This window comes from Hungatella hominis, from assembly GCF_014288005.1.
Classification (GTDB): domain Bacteria; phylum Bacillota; class Clostridia; order Lachnospirales; family Lachnospiraceae; genus Hungatella; species Hungatella effluvii.
In genome coordinates this window covers 584,234-608,495 of record NZ_JACOPB010000001.1, presented here as the reverse complement: position 1 = coordinate 608,495, position 24,262 = coordinate 584,234, and the positions used below count along the sequence as shown (strand labels likewise).

The 24,262-nt window shown below is 51.0% G+C and carries 28 protein-coding genes; 4 read left to right on the top strand and 24 right to left on the bottom strand.

Annotation, left to right across the window (positions count from 1 at the left end):
- Positions 1-50: 50 nt before the first annotated feature.
- Positions 51-263 carry an alpha/beta-type small acid-soluble spore protein gene (locus tag H8S75_RS02855; RefSeq protein WP_002603484.1) on the bottom strand — a complete coding sequence of 71 codons (213 nt, stop codon included), beginning with the start codon at positions 261-263 and terminating at the stop codon, positions 51-53.
- A 257-nt stretch (positions 264-520) separates the two neighbouring features.
- Here H8S75_RS02855 and H8S75_RS02850 point away from each other — a divergent pair, with 257 nt between their 5' ends.
- Complete coding sequence (locus H8S75_RS02850; protein WP_490400383.1) at positions 521-1,252, top strand: LytR/AlgR family response regulator transcription factor; 732 nt, start codon at positions 521-523, stop codon at positions 1,250-1,252.
- Positions 1,252-2,631: an ATP-binding protein gene (locus tag H8S75_RS02845; protein WP_187019152.1), complete on the top strand. Its 1,380-nt coding sequence runs from the start codon at positions 1,252-1,254 to the stop codon at positions 2,629-2,631. Before H8S75_RS02850 ends, H8S75_RS02845 begins: the two co-directional genes overlap by 1 nt.
- On the opposite strand, the gene H8S75_RS02840 is transcribed toward H8S75_RS02845, so the two are convergent.
- From H8S75_RS02840 to H8S75_RS02810, 7 genes are all read right to left on the bottom strand, one after another.
- A complete protein-coding gene (locus H8S75_RS02840) occupies positions 2,615-3,406 on the bottom strand; it encodes a hypothetical protein (RefSeq protein ID WP_187019151.1) in 792 nt (263 codons plus the stop codon). The two genes, H8S75_RS02845 and H8S75_RS02840, sit on opposite strands and share 17 nt — an antisense overlap.
- Positions 3,379-3,702, bottom strand: a complete 324-nt coding sequence (locus H8S75_RS02835; protein ID WP_349768861.1) for an RNA polymerase sigma factor — start codon at positions 3,700-3,702, stop codon at positions 3,379-3,381. The genes H8S75_RS02840 and H8S75_RS02835 overlap by 28 nt, the downstream gene beginning before the upstream one ends.
- A gap of 149 nt (positions 3,703-3,851) precedes the next feature.
- Entirely contained in the window at positions 3,852-4,043 is a 192-nt protein-coding gene (locus H8S75_RS02830; protein ID WP_002603479.1) for a PspC domain-containing protein, read from the bottom strand.
- A 40-nt stretch (positions 4,044-4,083) separates the two neighbouring features.
- Positions 4,084-5,049, bottom strand: coding sequence for a DUF4097 family beta strand repeat-containing protein (locus H8S75_RS02825; RefSeq protein ID WP_187019149.1), 966 nt, complete (start codon positions 5,047-5,049; stop codon positions 4,084-4,086).
- On the bottom strand, positions 5,046-5,774 hold the full coding sequence (locus H8S75_RS02820) for an HAAS signaling domain-containing protein (RefSeq protein WP_055657104.1): 729 nt from the start codon (positions 5,772-5,774) through the stop codon (positions 5,046-5,048). Before H8S75_RS02820 ends, H8S75_RS02825 begins: the two co-directional genes overlap by 4 nt.
- A complete protein-coding gene (locus tag H8S75_RS02815; protein ID WP_002603476.1) occupies positions 5,771-6,091 on the bottom strand; it encodes a PadR family transcriptional regulator in 321 nt (106 codons plus the stop codon). The genes H8S75_RS02820 and H8S75_RS02815 overlap by 4 nt, the downstream gene beginning before the upstream one ends.
- A gap of 43 nt (positions 6,092-6,134) precedes the next feature.
- A complete protein-coding gene (locus tag H8S75_RS02810; protein ID WP_002603475.1) occupies positions 6,135-6,386 on the bottom strand; it encodes a PspC domain-containing protein in 252 nt (83 codons plus the stop codon).
- Between the two features lie 243 nt (positions 6,387-6,629).
- On the opposite strand from H8S75_RS02810, the gene H8S75_RS02805 reads away from it, so the two are divergent.
- Positions 6,630-8,612 (top strand): sodium-translocating pyrophosphatase, encoded by a 1,983-nt coding sequence (locus tag H8S75_RS02805; protein ID WP_187019148.1) that lies wholly within the window; start codon positions 6,630-6,632, stop codon positions 8,610-8,612.
- A gap of 193 nt (positions 8,613-8,805) precedes the next feature.
- Here H8S75_RS02805 and H8S75_RS02800 read toward each other — a convergent pair whose 3' ends face one another.
- A complete protein-coding gene (locus H8S75_RS02800) occupies positions 8,806-10,038 on the bottom strand; it encodes a D-alanyl-D-alanine carboxypeptidase family protein (protein WP_187019146.1) in 1,233 nt (410 codons plus the stop codon).
- 261 nt (positions 10,039-10,299) lie between these two features.
- Here H8S75_RS02800 and H8S75_RS02795 point away from each other — a divergent pair, with 261 nt between their 5' ends.
- Positions 10,300-11,694 (top strand): polysaccharide deacetylase family protein, encoded by a 1,395-nt coding sequence (locus H8S75_RS02795; protein ID WP_187019144.1) that lies wholly within the window; start codon positions 10,300-10,302, stop codon positions 11,692-11,694.
- A 311-nt stretch (positions 11,695-12,005) separates the two neighbouring features.
- Here the strand turns inward: H8S75_RS02795 and H8S75_RS02790 are convergent, their stop codons facing one another.
- The 15 genes from H8S75_RS02790 to H8S75_RS02720 form a co-directional block, all read right to left on the bottom strand.
- On the bottom strand, positions 12,006-12,959 hold the full coding sequence (locus H8S75_RS02790; RefSeq protein WP_187019142.1) for a TIGR03943 family putative permease subunit: 954 nt from the start codon (positions 12,957-12,959) through the stop codon (positions 12,006-12,008).
- A gap of 4 nt (positions 12,960-12,963) precedes the next feature.
- Positions 12,964-14,328 carry a CobW family GTP-binding protein gene (locus H8S75_RS02785; protein WP_187019141.1) on the bottom strand — a complete coding sequence of 455 codons (1,365 nt, stop codon included), beginning with the start codon at positions 14,326-14,328 and terminating at the stop codon, positions 12,964-12,966.
- A 105-nt stretch (positions 14,329-14,433) separates the two neighbouring features.
- Positions 14,434-15,138, bottom strand: coding sequence for a hypothetical protein (locus H8S75_RS02780; RefSeq protein ID WP_187019139.1), 705 nt, complete (start codon positions 15,136-15,138; stop codon positions 14,434-14,436).
- Positions 15,110-16,141 (bottom strand): zf-HC2 domain-containing protein, encoded by a 1,032-nt coding sequence (locus H8S75_RS02775; protein ID WP_187019137.1) that lies wholly within the window; start codon positions 16,139-16,141, stop codon positions 15,110-15,112. Before H8S75_RS02775 ends, H8S75_RS02780 begins: the two co-directional genes overlap by 29 nt.
- Positions 16,131-16,646, bottom strand: coding sequence for an RNA polymerase sigma factor (locus H8S75_RS02770; RefSeq protein ID WP_187019136.1), 516 nt, complete (start codon positions 16,644-16,646; stop codon positions 16,131-16,133). The genes H8S75_RS02775 and H8S75_RS02770 overlap by 11 nt, the downstream gene beginning before the upstream one ends.
- Before the next feature lie 102 nt (positions 16,647-16,748).
- Positions 16,749-17,144 carry a metal-dependent transcriptional regulator gene (locus tag H8S75_RS33555; RefSeq protein WP_432764170.1) on the bottom strand — a complete coding sequence of 132 codons (396 nt, stop codon included), beginning with the start codon at positions 17,142-17,144 and terminating at the stop codon, positions 16,749-16,751.
- A 35-nt stretch (positions 17,145-17,179) separates the two neighbouring features.
- Positions 17,180-17,455 (bottom strand): transcriptional repressor, encoded by a 276-nt coding sequence (locus H8S75_RS02760; protein WP_002603465.1) that lies wholly within the window; start codon positions 17,453-17,455, stop codon positions 17,180-17,182.
- Between the two features lie 16 nt (positions 17,456-17,471).
- Positions 17,472-17,660 (bottom strand): FeoB-associated Cys-rich membrane protein, encoded by a 189-nt coding sequence (locus tag H8S75_RS02755; protein WP_081034280.1) that lies wholly within the window; start codon positions 17,658-17,660, stop codon positions 17,472-17,474.
- Positions 17,661-17,722: 62 nt separating this feature from the next.
- Complete coding sequence (gene feoB, locus H8S75_RS02750; protein ID WP_187019134.1) at positions 17,723-19,879, bottom strand: ferrous iron transport protein B; 2,157 nt, start codon at positions 19,877-19,879, stop codon at positions 17,723-17,725.
- A 76-nt stretch (positions 19,880-19,955) separates the two neighbouring features.
- On the bottom strand, positions 19,956-20,177 hold the full coding sequence (locus H8S75_RS02745) for a FeoA family protein (RefSeq protein ID WP_025530593.1): 222 nt from the start codon (positions 20,175-20,177) through the stop codon (positions 19,956-19,958).
- Between the two features lie 15 nt (positions 20,178-20,192).
- Complete coding sequence (locus H8S75_RS02740; RefSeq protein ID WP_002603461.1) at positions 20,193-20,405, bottom strand: FeoA family protein; 213 nt, start codon at positions 20,403-20,405, stop codon at positions 20,193-20,195.
- 232 nt (positions 20,406-20,637) lie between these two features.
- A complete protein-coding gene (locus H8S75_RS02735) occupies positions 20,638-22,311 on the bottom strand; it encodes a glycoside hydrolase family 2 protein (RefSeq protein WP_187019132.1) in 1,674 nt (557 codons plus the stop codon).
- Entirely contained in the window at positions 22,304-22,441 is a 138-nt protein-coding gene (locus tag H8S75_RS02730; RefSeq protein WP_187019130.1) for a hypothetical protein, read from the bottom strand. The genes H8S75_RS02735 and H8S75_RS02730 overlap by 8 nt, the downstream gene beginning before the upstream one ends.
- A 30-nt stretch (positions 22,442-22,471) precedes the next feature.
- On the bottom strand, positions 22,472-23,320 hold the full coding sequence (locus tag H8S75_RS02725; protein ID WP_002603458.1) for a carbohydrate ABC transporter permease: 849 nt from the start codon (positions 23,318-23,320) through the stop codon (positions 22,472-22,474).
- A gap of 12 nt (positions 23,321-23,332) precedes the next feature.
- Positions 23,333-24,253 carry a carbohydrate ABC transporter permease gene (locus H8S75_RS02720; protein ID WP_187019128.1) on the bottom strand — a complete coding sequence of 307 codons (921 nt, stop codon included), beginning with the start codon at positions 24,251-24,253 and terminating at the stop codon, positions 23,333-23,335.
- Positions 24,254-24,262 lie beyond the last annotated feature (9 nt).

Here is a 24,262-nt window from a genome sequence, read left to right as displayed (position 1 = left end):
TGTCAGCTCCGGTCTCCCTTCCCCTCTCCTTAAGCGCTGTCGCGCAGTTCTTACTTTTCTTCTAAAGCCTCTTGTTTTAATTCGCGTTTGCGTTTCGTAATGAGACCGCCGATGCGGCCGCTTTCTTTCGCGGTGAGGGAACGCCAGCCGCCGTTGATTACTTTGTCACTGAGACCTAACTCCGTGGCAATTTCGAATTTAAGTATTTCCTCTGGTTTTAAATTATGAGGATCGAATGGTTCGTTCTTTTTTCCTTTTGACATGATTACAGGCTTGCTCCTTTCTCGAATCTAAGGAGAGTATGCCCGTTATGAGACCCCTTAAACATCCGGACCGGAGGGTTTTCTGATTTGCAGGATGGGGCGGCGGCCCCATATGTCAATTTTCGACAGTACTAATGACACATTTTACCAAAATATACTATAGTTTACTGTATTTATCCTGTTTTTACCCAATCTTTCCAGCAGGTCTGTCGATAATATGATATAATTTTATAGGTATGCTATATGAACGAAGGAGAGTGATAACATTGCGTATTGCAGTCATAGATGACTCTTCAGCACAGAGGGAACAGTTATCCGGCTATATTAAGGAATATTATTCAGGGAATCCCATATACAGGCAGATCGACCTATTTGAAAACGGTGAACAGTTTATGGAATGCTGGAGGCCGGGGGCTTATGATCTGCTTTTTATCGACATTTTTTTAGATGGAATCAATGGACTGGAGATCGCGGAGAAGGTAAGAAACAGCGATGCGGACTGCCTGATGGTCTTTACTACCAACAGCAGTGACTTTGCAGTCAGGGGATTTGAACTGCGGGTTTCTGATTATCTTGTAAAGCCCTTTTCCTATGAGAAATTTAAAGACACGCTAAAATACTGCGAACGGTCCATGCGCAGCCACGCGCGGTACATAGAAGTGAAGGAAAGCCGGACCATGATTAAGATACGGCTCGATGATATTATATTTACAGATTACTTTAATCACTATATTCAGATTCACACCAAAACGAGAACGATCCGTTCCTACATGAAATTTGAGACATTTTCACCCTGTCTTCTCTGTTATCCCCAGTTTCTCTGCTGTTACAGAAACTGCATCGTCAACATGGACCGGGTGATCTCTTTAGAAAAAAATGACTTTATCATGGATACCGATGAGCGTGTGCCGATTACGCGGAAGAACCGTCAGGAAATTCACCAGCGCTACGCGGACTATCAGTTTCTGCGGCTGAGCGGAGGCGTATAATGGAGTTCCCTTTTTCCATCTTATCCGTCGGGCTTGAACTTTTGACGATTATTTTCTGTATCCTGCTGTTCTTCCGGGGCCGTTTACGGGTAAACGGCGTACGGAGCTTTTTTATTCTGGTTCTTTTATTCTTTGTTACGACCGGTTCTTACTTTCTGCTCCGTCCCCTGTTTGGGGGCGGAGACTCATTTAAGACCTTATATTCCATCTACAGCCTGGCAGTCATCATCCTATTTCTGTCCTGGCTTTTTCGCGAAAGTATATTCGTCACCATCTTCATGGTGTTTGCGGCGCGCAACTATCTGGATGGAACCAATATGATCTCCGACCTGGTGAGTGTGATCTGGCATTCAGCTTCCTTTTCCGGCAGCCAGACCGCCACCGGTTTTTTGTGCCGCCTGACTGTCTATATTCTCCTTGTACCGGTACTCTACCACTTCTTCAAGGTGTGTATCCATCCGGCCATCGCCAGCACAAAAAGCATGAATATCTGGAACTATTTATGGATTATTCCCGTGTCCTTTTTCTTTCTCTACCGGCTCGGCATCAATCCATACTATACCGCCATTGAGACCGGAAATAAGAATTCCATGCTGCTGTTTCCCCTGGTCTGGTATCCGGGTATGTTTTTCTGCCAGCTCTGCATCTTCCGGCTGCTGTCGGAGACCTCCCAGAACATCGTTCTGCGGGAAAAGCTTCATACCGCCGAACTGCTGACAGAGATGGAGAAGAAGCAGTACAGCCTTCTGCAGGACAACATTGAGGGGACACGGAAGGCCCGTCACGATCTCCGTCACCATCTGCTGGCCATGCGGGGATACGCTGAGCGGAGGGACTATGAAGGATGCCTCCGCTACATTGAAGAGTTTTTAAAACAGACCGACAGCTACGCCCTGAAACAGTACTGTGACAATCATGCGGTCAATTCCATCATCAGCTATTATGAAAACACAGCCGTCAGCAGCGGGGTCACCGTCTTCATCGAGATCCAGCTTCCCTCCCTTCTGACAGTTCCTGAGGTAGACTTCTGCACCATTCTGGGGAATTTGCTGTCCAATGCCGTGGAGGCATGCCTCCGGCAGACGGAAGGGGAACGCTTTATCCGCATGAAGCTGGGAATGGCGGGCCGCTCCATGGTCACACTGTCTGTCGTCAACTCCTACTCCGGGGAGATCCGGGAAGAGAACGGAGTCTTCCTCTCCTCCCATCACGCCGGGGAAGGCATCGGTACCATGTCTGTACGCCACATCGCAGACCAGTACCACGGTATCACCCGGTTCCGGTATGAAGACGGCGTCTTTGAGACTTCTGTCCTGCTGAACCCCGAACCGTCAGGCGCTGCGGCAGACAGGGAAACTACGATTATTTCCCATCAATGACTTCCGCCGCCATTGCAAACATCTCATCTGCAGTAAAGCTCCGATCCAAGGACATGATGGAGTAGCTGATTCCATCGTCCTTCCACGATACGGTATAGTAATCGTTTATCTCTGTCTGATCGGACCCATAGGAAAGGAACAGTTCTCCCCGTTCCTCGGCCAGCCTGTCTTCCTCGGATATCTCGGTTCCAACCGGAAGGAATTTGTACCTGTCACAGTAATAGCGGAGTTCGATTCCCTCATGTTCCCCTGCCGCGTCAGGCTGCCTCACCTCTTCGCTGACGAGGCTTCCCGGCCGTCTGACGATCAGGCTGACCGCCTCCTTCTTAGAGGCGCCGTAACAGACCTTCAGGTTCAGATACGTGCCGATCACATTTCCCGTCTCATCCTGAGCCTGCACGCTCCCAATGGAAGCCCTCCGGAAATCCCATCCTTCTCCCAGCGAATCCACCGTTTTTACGGAATATCCCAGATCCTGCTTCACATTACTTCTCAGTTCCCCGTAGCTTCCATAGACCGGATCGTTCCCATCGGAATGGCTGACAAGTCCAGCTGCCCTTCCTGCCGCCACCGCACCCATGGTTCCAAGCAGGCACAGGGCCGCCGCGAGAATTACTATTTTTCCGCTGATCCGATGTTTCATATTCGTTTTCTCCTTTTTTTCCTCAGAAATTTTCTGTCTCACAAGCTGCTTTACTTCAGGAGATACAGAAAGGCGCTCTGCCCTCTCAGCGAGTGTTTCCGTAATCAGAGATTCCAGTTTTTTTTCGTCCATATTTTCTCCTCCTCTTGCCATCCCAAGTCTTCAAGAGCCTTTGAAAGTTTTTTCCTGGCCGTATGAAGCCGCGATTTAACCGTTCCTTCCATACAGCCCAGAATATCCGCGATCTCTCTCGTCGTCAGCTGCTGATAGTAATAAAAGATGACCACGGTCTTCTGCTTTCTGTCCAGGGCGCATACGGCCTCATAGACCCGGTCCTTTTCTTCCTGCCGGATCACCTGTTCGCAGGGCGCCTCGGACGGGTTTCGTTCATCGCTTCTCTCCCTTCCGTTTTTGGTGCACCTGTATATAAGAGCCTCCAGGGGATAAAATGGTTCAGTTTAGAATAAAGAGTCCGGAGGGTTTTTATTTCATGGGACGAACGTTCCTATGAAATGAAAAAAAGCTCCGGGCCGCAAAAGCAGCCGGAGCCGGAATGGTAATCGTATCCGCGTAATTCCTATCTGCGGGGAATAATGATCGCCGCGATGAAATAGGCCACAACGCCCGTGCCGGAACAGGCCAGCACCGCCCATAAGAGCCGGATCAGCGTGGCGTCAACGTTAAAATACTCACCGATTCCTCCGCATACGCCGCAAATCATCTTATCTGTATCAGAACGATATAATCTTCTTGTCTCTCTGTCATCCATCTTCGAATCTCCTCTCTGTTCTCTCTATGTTTTCCATTTTTCAGTGAAATTTAACTTCAATCGCGCCTGTGTTGCAGTCCAGTTCCATCTTTTTGACTGCCCCGTTATTGATCTTTCTTTCCTTGGACAGACCGGAAAAACCCTCGCCGTCAACGGTAATGCTGCCTACCTTGCACTTGATCTCGTAGTTAAAGTCTGCCTTCGCTCCGGCCAGGTCGAGTTTAACAGCGCCGACGCTACATTCCGTGTCCACATCGCCGTCTACCTTTCCTTCAAACTGCACGGCTCCCACATCGGAATCAACCTCCAGCTTTCCCGTGTCAGCTCCGGTCACTCTTACTGCGCCGACAGATGCGTCGATCTCTATCTTGCCGGCCTTCAAGCCTTCCGCCACAATGGCAGGACCATTATCGCTGTTGATGACCTTGTTGTTACTCTGGGCCTTGACCTTCAGTTCGACCTCCTCGAAGCGGTAATCTGCCGGAACGTGAATATATATCACCGTATCTTTATAATCATGGGAATCCCAGGACTTGGACCCAACCGTTACCTTCAGTTCATCCTCTTCGCTGTAGACATTCCAGCGTGCCATATCTTCCTCACTGGAGACAACAATCTTATCCGCCGGAGCATCATATACGATAACGGCCTTTCCTCTTCGAACCTCCAGATCCAGCTTCCTGGCGTAAATCTCAGAAAATGCACTCTCGTTTAATACCCCATCATCCAGCCTGTCATGGATGCTGCGGCCGATATCATCAAATTCGCGGCCCAGCTCGTCAAAGCTGTCGTCGAAACTATCCGACAGGTCGCGGCTGAGATCGTCCATCCCCGACCTGATGTCACGGGTAATACCGTCGGCGATATCACGGCCGAGCCAGCTGTAATGGTAAGCAGACACATCCGACAGTCTGCCGCCCATGGCGGCCGCCACAGTGGTAATCCCACCTCCGATCAGAATGCAGACGCCGCCTGCTATCAGGCATGCCTTCGTAAAATTCTTCATGAGCGACTCCTCCTTCCATAGAGTAAACCACTGATTCCGTTCACAATCGACCGGAACAGAAACGGCAGAAACTTACCGTAAAACACTCCGCATAAAGCCAGACATGCAAAGGCAAATCCCAGCGTCAGTACGGAAATGCCGATAACCAGTATCCCGCTTAAGGGATGAATCACCATCGACACGATGCCCACTATGAGCAGTGCAATCCCACAGATAAACAGCACTCCGGTAAGGACGCCCACGAGCACTACAGCAGCTACCAGCAGTCCGAAGAGGCCGCCGAACATCCCGACCAGCCCGCCGCCGATTCCAAACAGGACCGGAGACGCCACAATGATTAAGATAATCCACAGGATGATCTTCACCGTCCTGTTGGTTCTCGGCTGATTCTCTCTCTTTTCCTCATGTTCCTCTGTCTTCTGTCCTTCCACGGCGTCCGGCAGGTCATACCGCTTCGCCACCTGGTAATTCGGGTCGCGGAACCGTTCATCCTGATACCCTTTCTCTGTGAACTCCCCGCCGTCTTCCAAATGCCCGGACAGATCGGAACGGATAATCGCCGCGATGCGCTCCGGGCTTCCAAATTCCTTAATAGCAGCTTCCTCATTCTCATCTCCGGCTTCCTCCAGATAATCTCTGTAGTAGCCGATGGCCTCCGCCTTATCTTCATCCGGAATATCGGAAAGCAGATATTCCAGCTCCTTCATAAACTCTTCCCTGTTCATATTAATGCCTCCTCAAAGATTTGAGATATCTTCCGGGAGTAGCCTGCCCACTCACCTTTGTACAAATTCAGCTGTACTCTTCCCTTTTCCGTAATCTTATAATATCTGCGGTTTCTGCCGTCGATAGCCATATCGTAGACTTCCAGGCACTCTTCTTTCTGAAGCCTGCGAAGCACCGGGTAAAGGGTCGATTCCGAAATGTCGATGACACTCCTCACATCCTGTGTGATTTTATATCCGTAAGTCCCTTCCTGTTCCTTTGACACAACCGCCAGTACGATCGCGTCAAGGAGGGCTGCACCTGTGTTAAAAACCATATTCCCACTCCTATCTTCTCATTCAGTCAGATCCGAACGGCCTTTAACGGCTTCCGTCATCTGAGGGTGCCCGCGGTATAATCACTGCCGCGATGAAATAAACGACTAAACTGCCGCCGATGAGGGAAAATCCTGCAAACGAATGGAACATATGACGCCATGGCTGGAAGAACATCAGAATTACCCATATAAGCCTTATAATAACCGGGTCCACATTAAAATACTCTCCGATGCCGCCGCACACGCCGCAAATTACCTTATTCTTTACTGATCGGTATAAACGTTTCGTCTCCATACTCACTCGACCTTTCTCTTATTGTTTAGTATAATATTATTTTGTGTTCTATATTATATCTTGTATAGCATGGTTATATTATATATCGTATAATATTGTTTGTCAACTAAATCACAGAATAAATTATTCTAAATTATTTTTAGGTTATCTAAAACTTTTTGTTGTATTCTCGTTGTTTATCTGCTACAATGGTTTACACAGGTATCAATTTGCACAAATATCATGAAAATTGGGAGGGTTATTATGGAAAAAATGATACTGTCTGTACCCGTTATCGGCCTGATCGGCCTTTTATTCGCCATCTTTCTGCGTCTTCACGTGATTAAGCAGGACCCGGGAAATGACCGGATGCGCGAGATTGCGGACGCGATCGCGGAAGGCGCAAGGGCATTTATGACCTCGGAATACCGTGTCCTCATCATCTTTGTCGCTGTCCTCTTCGTCGTGATCGGCTTTGGTACGAGAAGCTGGACTACGGCCGTCTGCTTCCTGGTGGGCAGCGCCTTCTCCACCATCGCCGGTTATCTTGGCATGAGTGCGGCGATCCGCGCCAACTGCCGTACCGCCAACGCCGCAAGGACCTCCGGTATGAGCCGGGCTTTATCCGTGGCGTTTTCCGGCGGAAGTGTCATGGGTATGGCCGTCGTCGGACTGGGACTTCTCGGTGTCGGAACGCTTTTCCTTATTACAAAGGATGTGGAAGTGCTTGCAGGCTTCAGCCTCGGCGCCTCCTCCATCGCCTTATTCGCCCGTGTGGGCGGCGGAATCTACACCAAGGCGGCCGATGTGGGCGCCGATTTAGTCGGCAAGGTGGAAGCCGGAATTCCTGAGGATGATCCCCGGAACCCGGCCGTCATCGCAGACAACGTAGGCGATAACGTAGGCGACGTGGCCGGTATGGGGGCTGACTTGTTCGAGTCGTATGTAGGGTCCCTGATCTCAGCGCTGACGCTGGGTGTCGTATTCTACCAGGAAGCGGGCGTCATCTTCCCGCTGCTGCTCTCCGCCTGCGGAGTCGTGGCGTCCATCATCGGAGCCCTGATCGTGAGAGCCGGCAACAATTCCAATCCGCACCGCGCGTTAAAGAGCGGAGAGTACAGCGCCACAGCCCTGGTCGTGGCCGCCTCCTTCCTCTTAAGCTACGTATATTTCAGCAGCTTCAACGCCGCCTTTGCCATCATCGCCGGACTCCTTGTGGGCGTTATGATCGGATTCGTCACGGAGATCTACACCTCCGGCGACTATCGTTTTGTAAAAAAGATTGCCAAACAGTCTGAGACCGGGTCCGCTACCACCGTGATCAGCGGAATTGCCGTCGGTATGCAGTCCACCGCGATTCCGATCCTGCTGGTCTGCATCGGCATTCTCGTCTCCTTCCGCCTGATGGGCCTCTACGGAATCGCCCTGGCAGCGGTCGGCATGCTTTCCACCACCGGCATTACCGTCGCCATCGACGCATACGGTCCTATCGCAGATAACGCCGGCGGCATCGCAGAGATGGCCGGTCTCGATGATTCGGTCCGCGAAATCACCGACAAGCTGGACTCTGTCGGCAACACCACGGCAGCGATCGGAAAGGGCTTTGCCATCGGTTCCGCCGCCTTAACCGCCCTGGCCTTGTTCGTCTCCTATGCAGAAGCGGTAAATTTAAAAACAATTGATATTTTAAATGCTCATGTGATCGTCGGACTGTTCATCGGCGGAATGCTCACCTTCCTCTTCTCTTCCATGACCATGGAATCCGTGTCGAAGGCTGCTCACCAGATGATCGAGGAAGTGCGCCGGCAGTTCCACGAGAAGCCGGGCATCCTGGAAGGGACCGACCGGCCGGACTACGCCTCCTGCGTATCCATCTCCACCACTGCCGCGCTCCGCGAAATGTTTCTTCCCGGCCTCATGGCCGTGCTCGTCCCTCTGGCCGTCGGGCTGATTCTCGGGCCGGAAGCCCTGGGCGGACTCCTGACCGGAGCCCTGGTGACCGGTGTTCTCACTGCCATCTTCATGTCCAACGCAGGAGGCGCCTGGGATAACGCGAAGAAATACATCGAGACAGGCAACCACGGCGGAAAGGGCAGCTCCGCGCACAAGGCGGCTGTCGTCGGCGACACGGTAGGCGATCCGTTCAAGGATACGTCGGGACCATCTATCAATATCCTGATCAAGCTGATGACCATTGTGTCCCTGGTATTCGCTCCGCTGTTCTTACAGTTTGGTGGTCTTCTATAATAAAGAGTCCGGCCCGCCGGACTCTCGCGCTGAAGCGCGGTCGCTTCAGCGGCCATATTTCCTTAGCGCGGAATGCGCAGCCCCCGGAGGGTTTTTGTTTCATAGGATGAACTTTCCTGTGAAATAAAAAACGGGAGGAAAAGCATGAGACGCTTTTCCTCCCGTTTTTCGTTTTCTTTCTGGTTCCGCGCTGTCAAACTGCGAATCCCGCCAGCACTCTCTTAAAGTAATCCATGAACCCGGCTTCCTTCACCGCTCCAGCTGTGAGTACCGGAACTTCTCCCAGCTTCTTTCCCGCCAGGCTGTATTTAATCACGCCCACGCTCTGGCCTTCCTCCACCGGCGCCGCTATGGATTCCGGCAGTACCAGTTCCTTCTCTATGGCAGCCAGGTCTTCCCCGTTTAAGCTCAGATAGGAGAAGGTGCCGCCGTATTTTAAGGGGACACTGTCCACAACGCCGTTATCCACCACCAGCTCCGGAAGCGGCAGCATCTCCTTATCCTCGTACAGGCGGCAGTTGGCGTAGCCGTAGTTCAGCAGCGTCTGGGCGTCTGCAAACCTGGCCTTGTAATCAGGAGCCGCCATAATGGAAGCGATCAGGCGGACACCGTCTTTTTCTGCGGTCGCCGACAGACAGTATTTAGCCAGAGACGTAGATCCCGTCTTCAAACCGGTCACATTGAAGTTGGTCGCCATTTTTAACAGCTTATTCGTGTTGGAGAGACCAAACTCCTTCGTTCCCTGTTTCGTCACGTGGGTGATGTTCTCCATCCAGATGGTGGAGTAATTATGGATCTGGGGATACTTGTTGATCAGTTCTCTCGACATAAGGGCGATATCTCTGGCCGTCGTCACATGGGTAGGCGAATCGGTCAGGCCGCAGCAGTCCTCAAAATGGGTGTTGGTCATGCCAAGTCCGGCCGCCCTCTCGTTCATCATTTTCACAAATTCTTCCTCTGTTCCAGCTATGTATTCCGCCATGGCCACGGAAGCGTCGTTTCCTGAGGCCACCACGATGCATTTGATCATGGTTTCCACCGTCTGGGTCTCCCCCTCTTCCAGGAAAACCTGGGAGCCGCCCATGGACTTGGCATGTGCGCTGGTGACCACCTCGTCGGTCATTTTTATTTTTCCGGAATCCAGGGCATCAAAAATCAGGATCAGAGTCATGATTTTCGTAATGCTGGCGGGACTCCTTTTCGTATCCGCATCTTTTTCGTATATCACCTGTCCGGTAGAAGCTTCCATCAGCAGAGCGCTGGGCGCCTGTATGGATGGACCTCCCTCGGCGTTTACAGTCTTCGCCTCTTCCGACCGGATTACCATGTCCGACGCCACGGCAATGTCCGGCTCCTGCCCCCACGCGGCATGAGACGGACAGAGGAAAAGCAGCATGCTTAAAACAATAGCTAACAATCGTTTCATAATTTCCCCTGATAAAATCCTTTGTTTCATTGTATGGGTGGGATTTCCAGTCCTATGCCACTTTTTTCCAAAAAATTTTCCTTAATTTTCCCTTGATACGATTTCATCCTGTCTGAAAGTATGGTATACTGGTTCAGGAGTTTGTACTGTGTCCGGTATCCAGGACGATTTCGGGTACAGCAGTGTGTCACTTTCTGTGAAGCATCTGTCTGATCCGGCCGCCCAAAGCTCCTTCAATACACTGGAAAAAGAGGTAATAGCATGAATATGGAAGAATACCGTGAACGGCGTCAGCAGGAAAAGCGTCGCCGCACGTTACATAATATCATTGTCATTATGATAGGAATTTTACTGGTTGCCGCCTTAGTCACGGGCGGCATTATACTGGGCCGGCACCGCAAGGGTCTGGGGGCGGTCAAGGCATCCGTCACCCAGACCACCGCGGAGGCATCCCCTCCGGAGATCATCACCACGGCACCGGAGACAGAGGACACCGGTTTGATCGATCTCCTTACACAGGCAGAAAGCCTGGCCCTGCAGTACGATTATGAAGGCGCCATCAGCCTGATCACCTCCGACAGCCGCTACGCCTCCGCGAAGGAAGCCGCAGACGCCGTCGCCGCCTACAAAGATCAGATGAGCCGGCTGGTCCGCGTCAATCCCCAGGAAGTCACCCACGTGTTCTTCCACTCTCTGATCGTCGACACCTCCAAAGCCTTCGACGGAGACAACCGGGAGGGCGGATACAACCAGATGATGACGACGAAAGACGAGTTTATCAAGATGATGCAGTCCATGTACGATAAGGGCTACGTCCTCGTAAAGATTCACGATCTCGCCTATGAGACGACAGACGAAAACGGCAATCCGAAGTTCGTCTACGGCGACATCATGCTTCCCGAAGGGAAAAAGGCCTTCGTCATGTCACAGGATGACGTGTGCTACTATGAATATATGAAGGGAGACGGCTTCGCCACCCGCATGGTGATCGGTGAAGACGGCTATCCCACCACAGAGATGGAACAGGATGACGGAAGCGTCGTCACCGGAGATTTCGATCTCGTTCCCATACTGGAAACCTTCATTAAAGAACACCCGGGATTTTCTTATAAGGGCGCAAGAGCCATAATCGCATTTACGGGCTACAATGGAATTCTTGGATACCGGACAGATGAATCTTATAAGGACACCAATCCCAATTACGAGGAGGATCGCAAACAGGCTGCCGCAGTCGCTCAGTGCCTGAGAGACCACGGCTGGGAACTGGCTTCCCACAGCTGGGGCCACCGCAACCTGGGCACGATCTCCATGGAACACTTCAGGATGGATGCGGATAAATGGGAAAAGAACGTGGAATCCCTCATCGGTCCTACCGATATCATTCTCTACCCCTTTGGCAGCGATATCGGGACCTGGAAGCCTTATACGGATGATAATGAACGCTTTACCTATTTAAAATCACTGGGATTCCGATATTTCTGCAACGTGGATGCCAGCACGCCTTACTGGATGCAGCTGGGACCGGATCATTTCCGCCAGGGGAGACGGAATCTGGATGGCTACCGCATGTATTACTATCCGGACAGCTTAAGCGACTTATTCAGCGTCCCGGACGTATTCGATCCGGCCAGACCGACACCGGTACCACAGATGTAGCTTTATCATTTATTACAAAACACTGCAAACTCAAAAGAGCCTTGAAGCGGGACCATGACAGTTCCGCCTCAAGGCTCTTTTTTTATTTCATAGGAAAGCTGTCCTATGAGACAAAAACCCTCCGGAGGCCGACACTCCGCACGAAGGAAATATGGCGCTGAGACGGCCTGCCCGATCTTTGTTTCGTTATTTCAATCCACGCTCGATCATTTCAAAGAGTGCGACTACCTCTTATAGATGCGCGGCTTGACTTCATGTCAGTGGGGGATACCGATTTCTCTCCGCCCGCCACTGCCGTTAAGCTTGTTTTGTTAAAACTGTACCACGGCCCGGATGGGCTCCGCCGGCTGGACGGACTCCGCATAGAGCACAGGGCCTTCGCCCTCATAGTCCTTCCAGAATTCATAGGCGATCCTGGCCCGGACCTTTACCCACTGCTTCGTCTGTAAGTCCTTCGCTTCTCTGGCCTTCGTGACAAATCCGAGGAACGTCATGTCGGCTTCACAGCAGGTCATGGCCATACGTCCCGGGACAAAGTAATTTTTCGGAAAATCCGGGCTCTTTAATACCATGGCCGTAAATTCCACAATCTTTCCCTCGTAGCGGTCCCGCCTGTCCATACAGTCAATATACCAGATGCCGTAAGCCTCCGGCGAAATTGCAATCACGTCCGCACTCATATCGTAAGGCAGATCCTCGTCCGCGATCTCGTCGATCTCTCCCTCTGAATCCTCAAAGACTATCTCGCCTCTCTGGCACATGGATTTAAGGGTCCTGCGGCAGCCTGATAAATCTTCGATCCCGTCACACCGGTTACAGATAACCAGTTCAGAATTCTTAATCATGGCATACAGCAGAGGCTTCATATTCGCCACATATAAGTCAAAGGTGGACATGTCAATAATGGTAATCTGCTGATATACACGCCAGTCGTCCGGCAGTTGTAAGTCATCCTGATTCCACATGCCGTTCCACTCAATTAAGACGCGCTCCGGATTATAGAGTAGCTCCAGCTCCAGAAGACGCTCCGGCGTGAGCTCGTCCATGCTTTCGATAAATATACCTGCCGTTTTGGTGCGTTTCAACAGTTCTGTATCGTACTCCGTATCACCGTCTTCGCAGACGATCAGCAGGGTCTTTCCATCGGTCTGAAAATAATCCTGCTGCATGGTGAACTGGAGAAACTGGGTCTTACCGGCTTCTAAAAATCCATTGATCAGAAACACCGGCATAAAATCGTCATCTAATGTATCCGTGTACTCCATCTTCTCACCTGCCAAACGCTTTCTTTAATTCGTCTTCTTTCAGCTTTGCGCCGATCACGCATACCTTGCCGGTATATTCCGGTGATCCGTCACGGATCTCATACTGCTCCGGTACAAGGTCGAAATAGAGCCAGCTTCCCTCTTTCTCTCCAGGAACCATGCCCTTGGCGCGAAGCACCTCGCCGTACTGGTCACCGTATGCCAGTTCGTCCAGAATCCGGTCTAAGTCTTCCCTCTTCATGGCCGCAACATTCTCAAGGCCCCAGCTGGTGAATACCTCGTCCGCATGGTGGTGATCGTGACCGCAGCTGCAGGCCTCGCCGTCGTGATGATGGTGGTGCTCATGATCATGGCCGCAGCCGCACTCCTCTGCTTCATGATCGTGGTCGTGATGATGATGGTGATCGTGGTCATGGCCGCAGCCGCACTCCTCTGCTTCATGATCGTGGTCGTGATGATGATGGTGCTCATGATCGTGGCCGCAGCCACACTCCTCTGCTTCATGATCGTGGTCGTGATGGTGGTGGTGCTCATGATCATGGCCGCAGCCGCACTCCTCTGCTTCATGATCGTGGTCGTGATGATGCTCATGGTCATGGCCGCAGCCACATTCCTCTGCTTCATGATCGTGGTCGTGATGATGATGGTGCTCATGATCATGGCCGCAGCCGCACTCTTCCTCATCATGCCCACAGCCGCACGCCCCGCCGTCATGGTCGTGATGGTGATGACGGTGCTCCTTAACTTCCTTCATTAAGTCTTCCGCCATCGTATCCGGCTTCTCGATGATTTCCAGAAGCTGGGCGCCGCTTAACTGGCTGCATGGCGTTGTGACGATCACGGCCTTCGGATTCTTCTCACGGATCAGTTCCACAGCCTGATTTACCTTGTCCATGGCAGTAATGTCGGTACGGCTTAAAACAACCGTTCCTGCGTTCTCGATCTGATTATTAAAGAACTCGCCGAAATTCTTCATGTACATCCGGCATTTCGCCACATCCACGATGGTAACCGCGCTGTTCAAGGTAACCTCGATCTCCGCCGCCACATCTCTGACTGCCTTCATGACATCAGAAAGCTTGCCCACGCCTGACGGCTCGATGATCACACGATCCGGCTTGTACTTGGTCAGCACTTCCGCCAGGGACTTTCCAAAATCACCGACCAGGGAGCAGCAAATGCAGCCGCTGTTCATCTCACGGATCTCGATTCCGGAATCCTTTAAGAATCCCCCGTCGATGCCGATCTCCCCGAACTCATTTTCAATTAAAACCACCTGCTCTCCGGAGATGGCCTCCTCCAGCAGTTTTTTAATAAAAGTCGTCTTACCGGCTCCAAGGAAGCCGGATATAATATCAATCTTTGTCATATCGTTTAAGGACCTCTTTTCTTTCCAGGTTTTTCATTCATTACAACTACCTATTTTGTCACAAACCGCCTGTAAAGTCAAGCTGGAGACCCTTATTGTACTTCATCATTTTTTCTCAATCATGGTGTTTTTCAGTTCTTCTACGCACTCAATGAAACCGTTATCCTTGTAAAACACCATATTTTGATCCCCGCGGTCCATATAAATCAGTCCTTCTTCTATATTAAATATGGGATCGTATCCGTGAAAATATTTCTCCGGAAAGGAGAACCAGACAAACGAACGGGCCTGCTTCCCTTCTCTCACCAGCTTTTTCAGCTCCGCCTGTCTCTCGGCCGGCTGCCTCTCCAGGGAAAATGCCAGCATCTGAAGCCGCGCCAGAGTCTCGTCTCCGGACGCCAGATTCACATTCTCATTCTCATCACGTAAAGCGATCCAGGCGGAAGCCGCAGGTTCCTCATACCCCCGCTGTACGATCAGGCGGCAGTGTAATACGAAGCCGCCCAGCGCGCAGTCGGCAATCAGGAATCCGGCCAGCCCCGCCGCCACTATATACTTCTTTTTCTGGTGTTCAAGCGCAAGCACTGCCATCGTGATCACCGCCATGCCTAAAGTGCAGAACAGCACTGTTCCATATCCCTCCGGCAGGTTCATGGTACTCATCTTATCCGGCATGAACTTCTGCATAAAATTGAGGATCTTCCAGTGAAAAAAGCGGACCGCCACCACATAGACCATCAGGGCCGTAAACAGGAACGCAAGGATCCAGTCTTTTTTCGTTTTAATTCTCCATTCCGCCAATTTCTTCATCTGTCAGCGTCTCCTCCCCGTCGTATTCATCATATAAGGACTCCAAACAGTCCTCCTGGTACCGAACCATATATCTGGAGAATTCTTCCGGCACCCGGTATACCGTACCGTGCTCCGTCACCAGATAATGCTCCTTCGGATTTACCTCACAGATCATGGAATCCTGCCGGTGTTTTCCCAGAAAGATCTGAAGCTGCAGTTCATCCTCGGGTACCCGCACATCAGGGCTTAAGCGTTCCAGGGGATTCCCGTCCTGGTAAAGTGCATCCCGAAGAATGCGGAAAATGGTGTCATTCCCTCCCGGCTTATCCTCTTCATAGTAGCCGTTTCCCCGGATTTCGGTCGCCAGAAAGAATCCGGTTACGTCCTCCATACGGTCATCCTTTGCCGCCATTACGGTGTCCGCCTTTAACAGCGCCCCCGTCCACAGAAGGACTACAGCCGCCCAGACGGCTGCAAATTTCAGATAGCGCCGCAGCGTAAAGATCTTCGAATCTCCGGTAAAATAGGCGAGGCTGCCATAGACAGCGCCCCCGATCATAACCGGCGTAATCCGCTCCGCCAGAAACGTAAGAAGGCCTCTTCCCGGGAAGAATTCATTGAACTCCGTAAACATGCCGTTCCCGCTGTAATAGCCGTAGGGCTGCGCATGAAACAGATTGTGCAGCATCTCACTGGCCTTGTACGGGATGGCCAGAATCACCTTTGTCACAAGAAAGGAATCCGTAAAATAAGTGATGGAAAACCAGCCCAGCACGAATCCCACCAGGGTGAACACCAGGATCCTTCTGGTTCCTTTTTCAAAATGGACCACCCGCTCCTTAAGCCCCTCATCCGTACCGCTATATCCGGCCTCCGGTATGTCCAGCTCCTTCCCTTTCTCCAGATACCCCTCGACCAGCGCGCGGCATTCCCCGCATTCCTCCAGGTGCTTTTCCACTTCCGGGTCCTCGATATTGCCCCGCAGATACTCCAGTACCCGATCTCTGTAATCACATGCCACAGCTGTCACCTCCTCTCTGTTCATACCGGCTCCGGTACTTAAGCCTGGCCCTGTGAAGCCTGACCTTTACCACGGTTTCCGAAAGCCCTGTCACTCTGGCAATATCCGCGTACGCCATCTTTTCATAATCGCGAAGCAGGATGATCGTCCTGTCGTCGGCATTTAAGGAAGAAAGCACCTCCCGGATCAGTTTTGCCTTTTCTTCCTTCAAAAGCTTCTCCTCCGGTCCGCTCTCATACCCGGCCTCCAGCCGTTGTATGTCGGCCTCTTCCAGGAGAACCGGCTGTTTCTTTCTGGCAAAGGAAAGAAAGGTGTTCCGCGCAATCGTCAGGCACCACGTCTTTTCACTGCAGTCCTCCTTAAAGCCCTTAAGCCCCAGATAGACCTTCAAAAAGGTCTCCTGCGCCAAATCCTCCGCCGTATCTTTATCCTTCGTCATATAGGAAAGGTAACCGTATACCGCGTTTTTCTGCCTCTGGTAAACTTCTTCAAATCTCACTCCCACGGACGTCTCTCCTTTGTTTTTTCTTCACTCGAAACCGCCTTCACCTATATAGACTCCGTTTTTCTCAAAAAGTTACATTCAAAGATAAAGAAAAGCAGAAACCTACAGGCTCTGCTCGCTCATAAATCTTTTAATTCCCAAAAATACTTCCTCACTGATAATATGTTCCATGCGGCAGGCGTCTTCCTCTGCCTCCTTCAGGATTCCGATGGCACGGCTCACACTTGGTTTGCTGAAATTCAGTTCGTGGGCGATATCGAGGGAACGCACCGTCCCATTTTTCTCTCTCAGACGCAGGATCGTCTCCAGATAATTTTCTCCGGACTCATACATGGCAGTTTCTCCCCATTTCATCCCGTGTGTATCGCTTCTATCATATACGATTTTTTTCCATAAGTCCACTCCCGGTCCGTATTCCGAAAACGAAGGAACCGGCCGCGGCGCCCTGCAGCTGTCTGCACGGGTACCACGCCGGTTCCTGTTATTCTCATTGAGCACCGTCAGCGCTTCTCCTGCCCGGGTTTTTGATCCCGTCAGGCGCTGGCGCTGTCTCCGTCTATCCGGTAAAGGTTCTTTCTCTGGATCAGTCCAATCTCCTCCAGGGTCTTCACCATCCGGTAAACAGTGGCCATTCCGATCGTGGGGTCCTTTTCCAGTGCCTGATAATACATTTCCTTACAGCAGCAGCATTCGTCCTGCAGAATCACGTCAATCAGAATCTGTCTCTGGTTTGTGATTCTGCAGCCGTTTTTCTTTAATTCCCGAATCACATAGGCGCGTTTCTCTTCGAGGATATCAGCCTGATTCATCTTATCAACCTCCCCGTTATGAGCGCGGCTTATGGCCTGGAGCGCAGCCATGGCAGCAACTGCATTGTCCTCCGCAGCCGCTCTTGCTTCCGCAGCTGCAGGTTCCCCGGTTCTTATACACGGAACGGATCGCAAGTCCCGTCAATACGAGTAATATCAGTGATATCATAATTGTCGCCGCATTGGCAGCTATCCAAGTTACCATAAGTATCCCTCTTTTCTATTCAGTCTCCTGGTAGTCCGTCCTCCAGGTCCCTGTGCATCTGCTTAAATTCTGGCCGCTGCGGCTCCTGTCTTTTTGTCAGCCTTCGGAGCCGGACGGAACAGCAGATACAGAGTTACAGCAAGAACAATAACAGCAGAGGCTGTTCCAATACCGAAACCACCGCCCATGGCGAATGATCCCAGCTGATAGATCATTAAGCATACCGCATAAGCAAATACATTCTGGAAGATAACTGCAAACGCGGTCCAGCTCTTATTTCCCATCTCCTTCGCCATGGTGCTGATTGCAGCCAGACACGGAGAATCCAGTAAGTTAAAGGTTAGGAAGGTAAATCCTGCAAGGGCGCTTCCGTGGAAGAAATCAGTCATAACGTACTGCCACAGAGCGGCGTCACTCTCCGTCGCTTCCGCCATATTGGCAAGGACACCCATGGTGCTGACGATGCCCTCCTTTGCCACAAATCCGGAAAGGGAGGAGGCAACCGCCTGCCAGCTGCCGAAGCCCAGAGGCGCAAAGATCGGAGCGAGGAAGGTGCCGATGATCGCGAGGAAGGAAGCTTCCATATCCTCAACCATGCCGAAGGCGCCGTTTTCCACACCGAACGTAGCCAGGAACCACATCACCATACAGCAGAGGAACAGGATTGTTCCCGCTTTCTTTAAGAAGCTCCATACACGCTCCCATACGTGAAGCAGCACGGTCTTCACTGACGGAACGTGGTACTGCGGAAGTTCAATTACGAACGGTGACGGATCACCTGCAAACATTTTCGTTTTCTTTAAAATAATACAGGATACGATAACCGATGCAATTCCGATAAAATACATGCTGGGTGCCATCCACCAGGCCCCACCCATGATCGCACCTGCTACCAGTGCGATAACCGGAAGCTTTGCGCCGCAGGGAACGAAGGTCGATGTCATAATGGTCATACGGCGGTTTTTATCATCTTCAATGGTTTTAGTGGCCATGATGGCCGGAACGCCGCATCCGGAAGAGATAAGCAGCGGGATAAAGCTCTTTCCCGATAATCCGAATCTGCGGAAAATACGGTCCATGATAAATGCAACTCTCGCCATGTATCCGCAGTCCTCCAGGACAGATAAGAACAGGAAGAGAATCGCCATCTGAGGAGCGAATCCGATTGGAGCCGCCAGACCTCCGATGATACCATCCACAACCAGGGAAACGAGCCATTCGGAAGCGCCTGCGGTCTCCAGTAGGCTCTGAACGGCCGGCTGGATCCATGCGCCAAACAGCGTATCGTTGGTAAAGTCGGTAACAATGGTTCCGAGCGATGTGACGGAAACGTAATAGACCACAAACATCACGGCCACGAAGATCGGAAGCGCCAGGATTCTGTTCGTTACAATCCTGTCAATCTTGTCCGAAACGGTCATTCCCTTTCGGTTCTTCTTTAAACAGCCCGTAATGATTTTCGATATGTATTCGTATCTCTCGTTGGTGATGATACTCTCCGCATCGTCATCCATCTGCTTCTCGGCATCCTTCACAATTTCCACGATGCGCTTCGAGGAATCGGCAGAAAGCGGGGTCGTACCCAGGACCTTCTCATCCTGCTCGAACAGCTTGATGCTGTACCAGCGCACCAGATGGTCCGGAACGGAATTGGGAAGGAGGTCTGCGATATCGGCCAAATAGCCTTCCACCTCTCTGGAAAACTCATGCTTCGGCACCTGAATGGTCCTGGCATTTGCCAGACGAACCGCACGGTCTACCACTTCAGTCAGTCCCTCGCCTTTTAAAGCGGAGGTAGCAACCACTTCACAGCCAAACGCTGCCGCCAGCTTCTTCTCGTCGATCTTATCACCGCTCTTCACCGCCAGATCCATCATGTTCAGGGCGATGACAACCGGAATCCCCAGCTCCAGCAGCTGTGTCGTCAAATATAAGTTACGTTCCAGATTCGTGGCGTCCACCAGGTTAATAATCGCATCCGGTCTCTCATTAATTAAATAGTCACGGCTTACGACCTCTTCCAGTGTATACGGTGACAGGGAATAAATTCCCGGAAGGTCGGTGATAATGATGTCTTTCTTTCCCTTCAGCTTCCCTTCCTTCTTCTCAACCGTAACCCCAGGCCAGTTTCCAACATACTGGTTGGAGCCTGTTAAGTTATTAAACATGGTGGTTTTTCCGCAGTTCGGATTACCTGCCAGTGCAATACGGATTGCCATACTCTTGTTCCTCCTTTAGTTAGCCATCTCTAACTCTCGTTCTTAAAATATAGGGCGTCCGCCCTTCCCTGATCTTTTACTCTACCACAATCAGTTCCGCATCCTGTTTTCTCAAAGAAAGTTCATACCCTCGCACCGTTACTTCCACCGGGTCCCCGAGCGGTGCAACCTTCCTGACAAATACAGAACAGCCTTTTGTGATCCCCATATCCATAATCCGGCGTTTGACTGCGCCCTCTCCATTTAACTTCTTCACGGTTACGGTCGTGCCGCATGGAATTTCCTTCAAGGTCTGCATCCTCTTTTCCTCCTGTTAAACCATAATTTTTTTTGCCATATCCTGATTCACTGCGATTCTGGAATCCTTGACATTGACTATCATATTTCCGCTGATTGTCGATACCACGGTGACCACTGCGCCCGTTACAAAACCAAGATTCTCCAGAAAACGTTTCGTTTCTTCGTTCCCGCCGATTTTACGTATTACCTGTGCTTCGCCGGTTCTTACCATGGTTAAAGGCATCATATTCACCACCTCTGCTTAATTTTGAAAATCATTCTCAATTTAATTTTCTTTACAGTAGTTAGTATATGCTAATCCGAATAAAAAATCAAGTACCTTATTGAAAATAATTCTCAATAAGGAAAATAAATCCAACTATGCAGGAATTATTAAAGGAAAGAGGAACAGGGTTTTAAAAAACAGCAGGGGAAAACCGCGTTTTTCTAAACATGGTTTTCCCCTGCTGCTCTCCCTGTCATTTATCTTCGTAAGCGTGGTAAATCCGTTTTACCACATCATAGGCCAGCTTGCGCCGCCTGTATTCATCCACAATCCCCTTATTATTCATGGTGCGGGGGCGGCTGGTGAACCACTCGTCACTGACCCTCACGTCACAGAGCTGCCAGATAAAGATACCGCTGCAGCCTTCCTGCTCAAGAACCGCCGTAATCTGGTTCTCCAGAGCCTTTGCCTGATATTCCTCCGACCATTTGCACAGAGTGTGGCTTCTGAAACCATAGATGGCGCCCGCACCGATCTCAGTAACCAGAAACGGCTTGCCGCTTCCTTCGCTCTCACGCTGAACCCAGTCATAGATATCCTTCACATACTCATTGGCCGGCGTCTCATGATACCACTCCGGATAAAGATTATAAGAGACAATCTCCGGAAGCCCGAAACAGATGTCCGTCTTAAATTTACAGCTTGCAGACGACCTCGGTCTGGAAAAATCCATGCGCCTAATCAAGTCGTACTGCTTCTTATAGCACTCATAGCCGTACTCCGTATCACTGGCGCACTCATTTAAAATGCCCCAGATAATGACAGACGGGTGATTGATATGAGCCGTGATCATTTCCTCGATACACGTTTCCGCCTGGCGCTCGAAATTCGGATTCTGCATATGCTCCAGCGTCAGCCCCCGGGCATGGTTTTCCTCCCATACCAGAATTCCCTGCTCATCGCACAGATCAAGAAACAATTCGTCGTTGGGATAGTGAGCGGTACGGATGGCATTGGCCCCTAAATCCATGGCCGTCTCCAGATCCTGCTGGATTGCCGCATAGGGCAGGGCGCAGCCGAACATCGGATGGTCCTCGTGGCGGCAGAATCCCCTGATACGCAGCTTCTTCCCATTTAAAAGAATATCTTTGCCCTCCGTCCTAATCTCGCGGAATCCCATGCGGTCGATCTGGTCGTCAAACGCTCCGTTTTCATCCGAAAGCGTGGCCCGGATTGTATAGAGCTTCGGGTTTTTGATCTCCCAGACCTCCGCCTCTGCCGCGGACAATTGAAAGTCCACGGTTTTCTCCCCGCGGGCCTCCAGTGTCAGTTTTATGGCTTCAGAGGCAATCCCGGCCAGGTCCAGATTCAGCCTGCATGCTTTCCCGGCCGCGGACCAATTTTTAACCTTCACTGAAACCAGGGCTTTCCAGCCGTCCTTCTCCATGATCGGGACTGCGTGAATGTATTCAATATACGTATCCGTCAATTCCTCCAGAAGGACACCGCGGCTGATGCCGCCGTAGCTCATGTAGTCATTGGGTATGTGGAGTGCGCTGGCCTCGCCGAACGTATTATCTGCATAGACCTCCAGCAGGTGCCTTCCGGCCATCACATCTGTGACAGCCACGGCGAATGGCGTATAAGCATTATAATGGCTGCCTATCTCCCTTCCATCGAGACACACTCTTGCCGTATGGCTGACGCCCTTGAATACCAGCCGGAATGCCCCTTCCGTCTCGATCTCTCTGGAAAACACGCCGACTCCCCTGTAAGAGGAAAAATCAGGCATGGATTCCCAGCAGCACGGAACCGCCGTCCGGTATTTTCTGCCTGCCAGATCACCTGTACAGGGCGAAAATTCCCACAGGCTGCCGCTCAATTCCCGGACTTTTCGGATTTCATGGGTGCAGAATGTCCTAATCATACGCTCCCACCTCCTGCCGCTCCACGGCGTCTACGATTCTCCTGATGCAGTCAATATCTGTCTTCAGCTTCTGCTCTGAGCTTTCCACGGAGGAGAAATCCTCAAAGGTCACATTTTCCAAATATTTCATCCCGTCTCCTTTTCTTTCCTGAATTAGCTTCTATCCCTTGATACCGGAACTCGCCACGCCCTCCACGAAGTACCTCTGTAAACAGATAAACAGAATCAGGACCGGGATCAGGGCAACCGTGGCCGCGGCCATAATCTGGGCATAGTTGGAGGAATACTGGCTGTTAAACATACGCAGCATCAGCTGAATGGTCTTTTTTTTCTGGGAAGACAAATAGATTAACGGCCCCATAAAATCGTTCCACTCAAAGGTAAATGAGGTAATGCACAGAGTGGCGATCGCCGGCTTCGACAGCGGAAGCATCAGCCTCGCCCAGATTCCGTACTCACTCAGACCGTCGATTCTCGCCGCCTCCAGCAGTTCGTTGGGGATTCCGATAAAAAACTGTCTCATCAGGAATACTCCCATGGCTGTAAACGCATGCATCAGAATAATGCCCAGATGGCTGTCGGTCAGGCCGAACAGCGTCATCATCTTGTACTGGGGAACCATATAAACCTGCCATGGTATTGAGATCGTCATGACGTACATCATGAAAATAGTATCTCTCCCCTTAAAGCTCAGCTTCGCAAATGCATAGGCTGCAAAGCTCGACGTGACCAGCTGCAAAACGGTGGTGCATACCGTCAGCTTCGTCGTATTGAAAAAGCCCGTCAGAAGCGGAACCTTCTTCCATATTTCTGCATAGTTGCTCCACTGGGGAACGGGCGGTATCCATACGATCGGAAAGGAGAATACATCCTTCTCGAACTTTAAGGATGCCGACAGCATCCATGCAAAGGGAATAAGCATAATAACCGCCATAATAATCAGTGCTGCGTACATAAACGCTGTCTTAACCGCAGAGACAGCCGAATTTTTATTATCTGCCTGCTTCATACTGCTGCCTCCTTATAAATAACTTGTAAATCGTTTCTCACCTTTAAACTGAATCAGTGTCACACCCATGATAATGACGAACAGAACCATGGCCACCGCGCTGGCGTAACCAAACCTGGAGCTTACGAACGCGCTGTTGAAAATATGGTAAGCCAGAACCTTGGTTGCCTCGCCGGGTCCTCCCTGTGTCGTGATATACATAATATCATAGGATTTGAAGGTGGATACCATCAGCATCATCAAAATAAAGAACGTAGTAGGGGTTACGCAGGGCCACGTAATGTGGAGGAACTGCTGCCATCTGCCTGCTCCGTCCAGAGAAGCCGCCTCGTACAAATCCCCCGATACGCCCTGGAGGGCGGCCAGATAGACAATCATGTAGTACCCCATCCCCTTCCACACGGTCAAACCGATGATCGTCGGCATAGCCCAGGTCGTAGACGCCGCCCATCTCGGCGGATTGGACACACCGAGCGCCATCAGAAGCCCGTTGACCGGGCCGCGGTCCGGATTGAATAATGCCATCCAGACCACTGCCACGGCTACCAGGGAAGCCACGTACGGGAAGAAGAGAACGGAGCGGAAAAACACCCGGCCCTTTAAGTTTTTGTTCATCAGAATGGCCAGAAACAGCGATAAGGCCAGCGTTACAGGCACTGTCACGACCGTATAATAAAGGGTGTTTTTCAAAGCAATCCAAAAGCTTGAATCATTGGTAAACATCGTGATAAAATTCTTTAAACCTACGAATTTAACCGGATTCCCGGAATCCCATTCGCAAAAACTGAGCAGCAGGGAAAAGACAATCGGTATAAATGTAAAAATGAAAAATCCGATTAAATTAGGTAGGATAAATGAGTATGCGACTAAGTTCTTTTTTCTGGCCAGAGACCGTTTCTTCGATATTTGGGCCGCGCTGTTATCTCTGTTCATATGTCCGCC

Bases quoted from the DNA above. Each gene is read 5' to 3' on its own strand.
- H8S75_RS02855 (WP_002603484.1), bottom strand. From the start codon at position 263: ATGTCAAAAGGAAAAAAGAACGAACCATTCGATCCTCATAATTTAAAA.
- H8S75_RS02845 (WP_187019152.1), top strand. From the start codon at position 1,252: ATGGAGTTCCCTTTTTCCATCTTATCCGTCGGGCTTGAACTTTTGACG.
- H8S75_RS02840 (WP_187019151.1), bottom strand. From the start codon at position 3,406: ATGGACGAAAAAAAACTGGAATCTCTGATTACGGAAACACTCGCTGAG.
- H8S75_RS02830 (WP_002603479.1), bottom strand. From the start codon at position 4,043: ATGGATGACAGAGAGACAAGAAGATTATATCGTTCTGATACAGATAAG.
- H8S75_RS02825 (WP_187019149.1), bottom strand. From the start codon at position 5,049: ATGAAGAATTTTACGAAGGCATGCCTGATAGCAGGCGGCGTCTGCATT.
- H8S75_RS02820 (WP_055657104.1), bottom strand. From the start codon at position 5,774: ATGAACAGGGAAGAGTTTATGAAGGAGCTGGAATATCTGCTTTCCGAT.
- H8S75_RS02815 (WP_002603476.1), bottom strand. From the start codon at position 6,091: ATGGTTTTTAACACAGGTGCAGCCCTCCTTGACGCGATCGTACTGGCG.
- H8S75_RS02810 (WP_002603475.1), bottom strand. From the start codon at position 6,386: ATGGAGACGAAACGTTTATACCGATCAGTAAAGAATAAGGTAATTTGC.
- H8S75_RS02805 (WP_187019148.1), top strand. From the start codon at position 6,630: ATGGAAAAAATGATACTGTCTGTACCCGTTATCGGCCTGATCGGCCTT.
- H8S75_RS02800 (WP_187019146.1), bottom strand. From the start codon at position 10,038: ATGAAACGATTGTTAGCTATTGTTTTAAGCATGCTGCTTTTCCTCTGT.
- H8S75_RS02795 (WP_187019144.1), top strand. From the start codon at position 10,300: ATGAATATGGAAGAATACCGTGAACGGCGTCAGCAGGAAAAGCGTCGC.
- H8S75_RS02790 (WP_187019142.1), bottom strand. From the start codon at position 12,959: ATGGAGTACACGGATACATTAGATGACGATTTTATGCCGGTGTTTCTG.
- H8S75_RS02785 (WP_187019141.1), bottom strand. From the start codon at position 14,328: ATGACAAAGATTGATATTATATCCGGCTTCCTTGGAGCCGGTAAGACG.
- H8S75_RS02780 (WP_187019139.1), bottom strand. From the start codon at position 15,138: ATGAAGAAATTGGCGGAATGGAGAATTAAAACGAAAAAAGACTGGATC.
- H8S75_RS02760 (WP_002603465.1), bottom strand. From the start codon at position 17,455: ATGAATCAGGCTGATATCCTCGAAGAGAAACGCGCCTATGTGATTCGG.
- H8S75_RS02755 (WP_081034280.1), bottom strand. From the start codon at position 17,660: ATGGTAACTTGGATAGCTGCCAATGCGGCGACAATTATGATATCACTG.
- feoB (WP_187019134.1), bottom strand. From the start codon at position 19,879: ATGGCAATCCGTATTGCACTGGCAGGTAATCCGAACTGCGGAAAAACC.
- H8S75_RS02745 (WP_025530593.1), bottom strand. From the start codon at position 20,177: ATGCAGACCTTGAAGGAAATTCCATGCGGCACGACCGTAACCGTGAAG.
- H8S75_RS02740 (WP_002603461.1), bottom strand. From the start codon at position 20,405: ATGATGCCTTTAACCATGGTAAGAACCGGCGAAGCACAGGTAATACGT.
- H8S75_RS02735 (WP_187019132.1), bottom strand. From the start codon at position 22,311: ATGATTAGGACATTCTGCACCCATGAAATCCGAAAAGTCCGGGAATTG.
- H8S75_RS02730 (WP_187019130.1), bottom strand. From the start codon at position 22,441: ATGAAATATTTGGAAAATGTGACCTTTGAGGATTTCTCCTCCGTGGAA.
- H8S75_RS02725 (WP_002603458.1), bottom strand. From the start codon at position 23,320: ATGAAGCAGGCAGATAATAAAAATTCGGCTGTCTCTGCGGTTAAGACA.
- H8S75_RS02720 (WP_187019128.1), bottom strand. From the start codon at position 24,253: ATGAACAGAGATAACAGCGCGGCCCAAATATCGAAGAAACGGTCTCTG.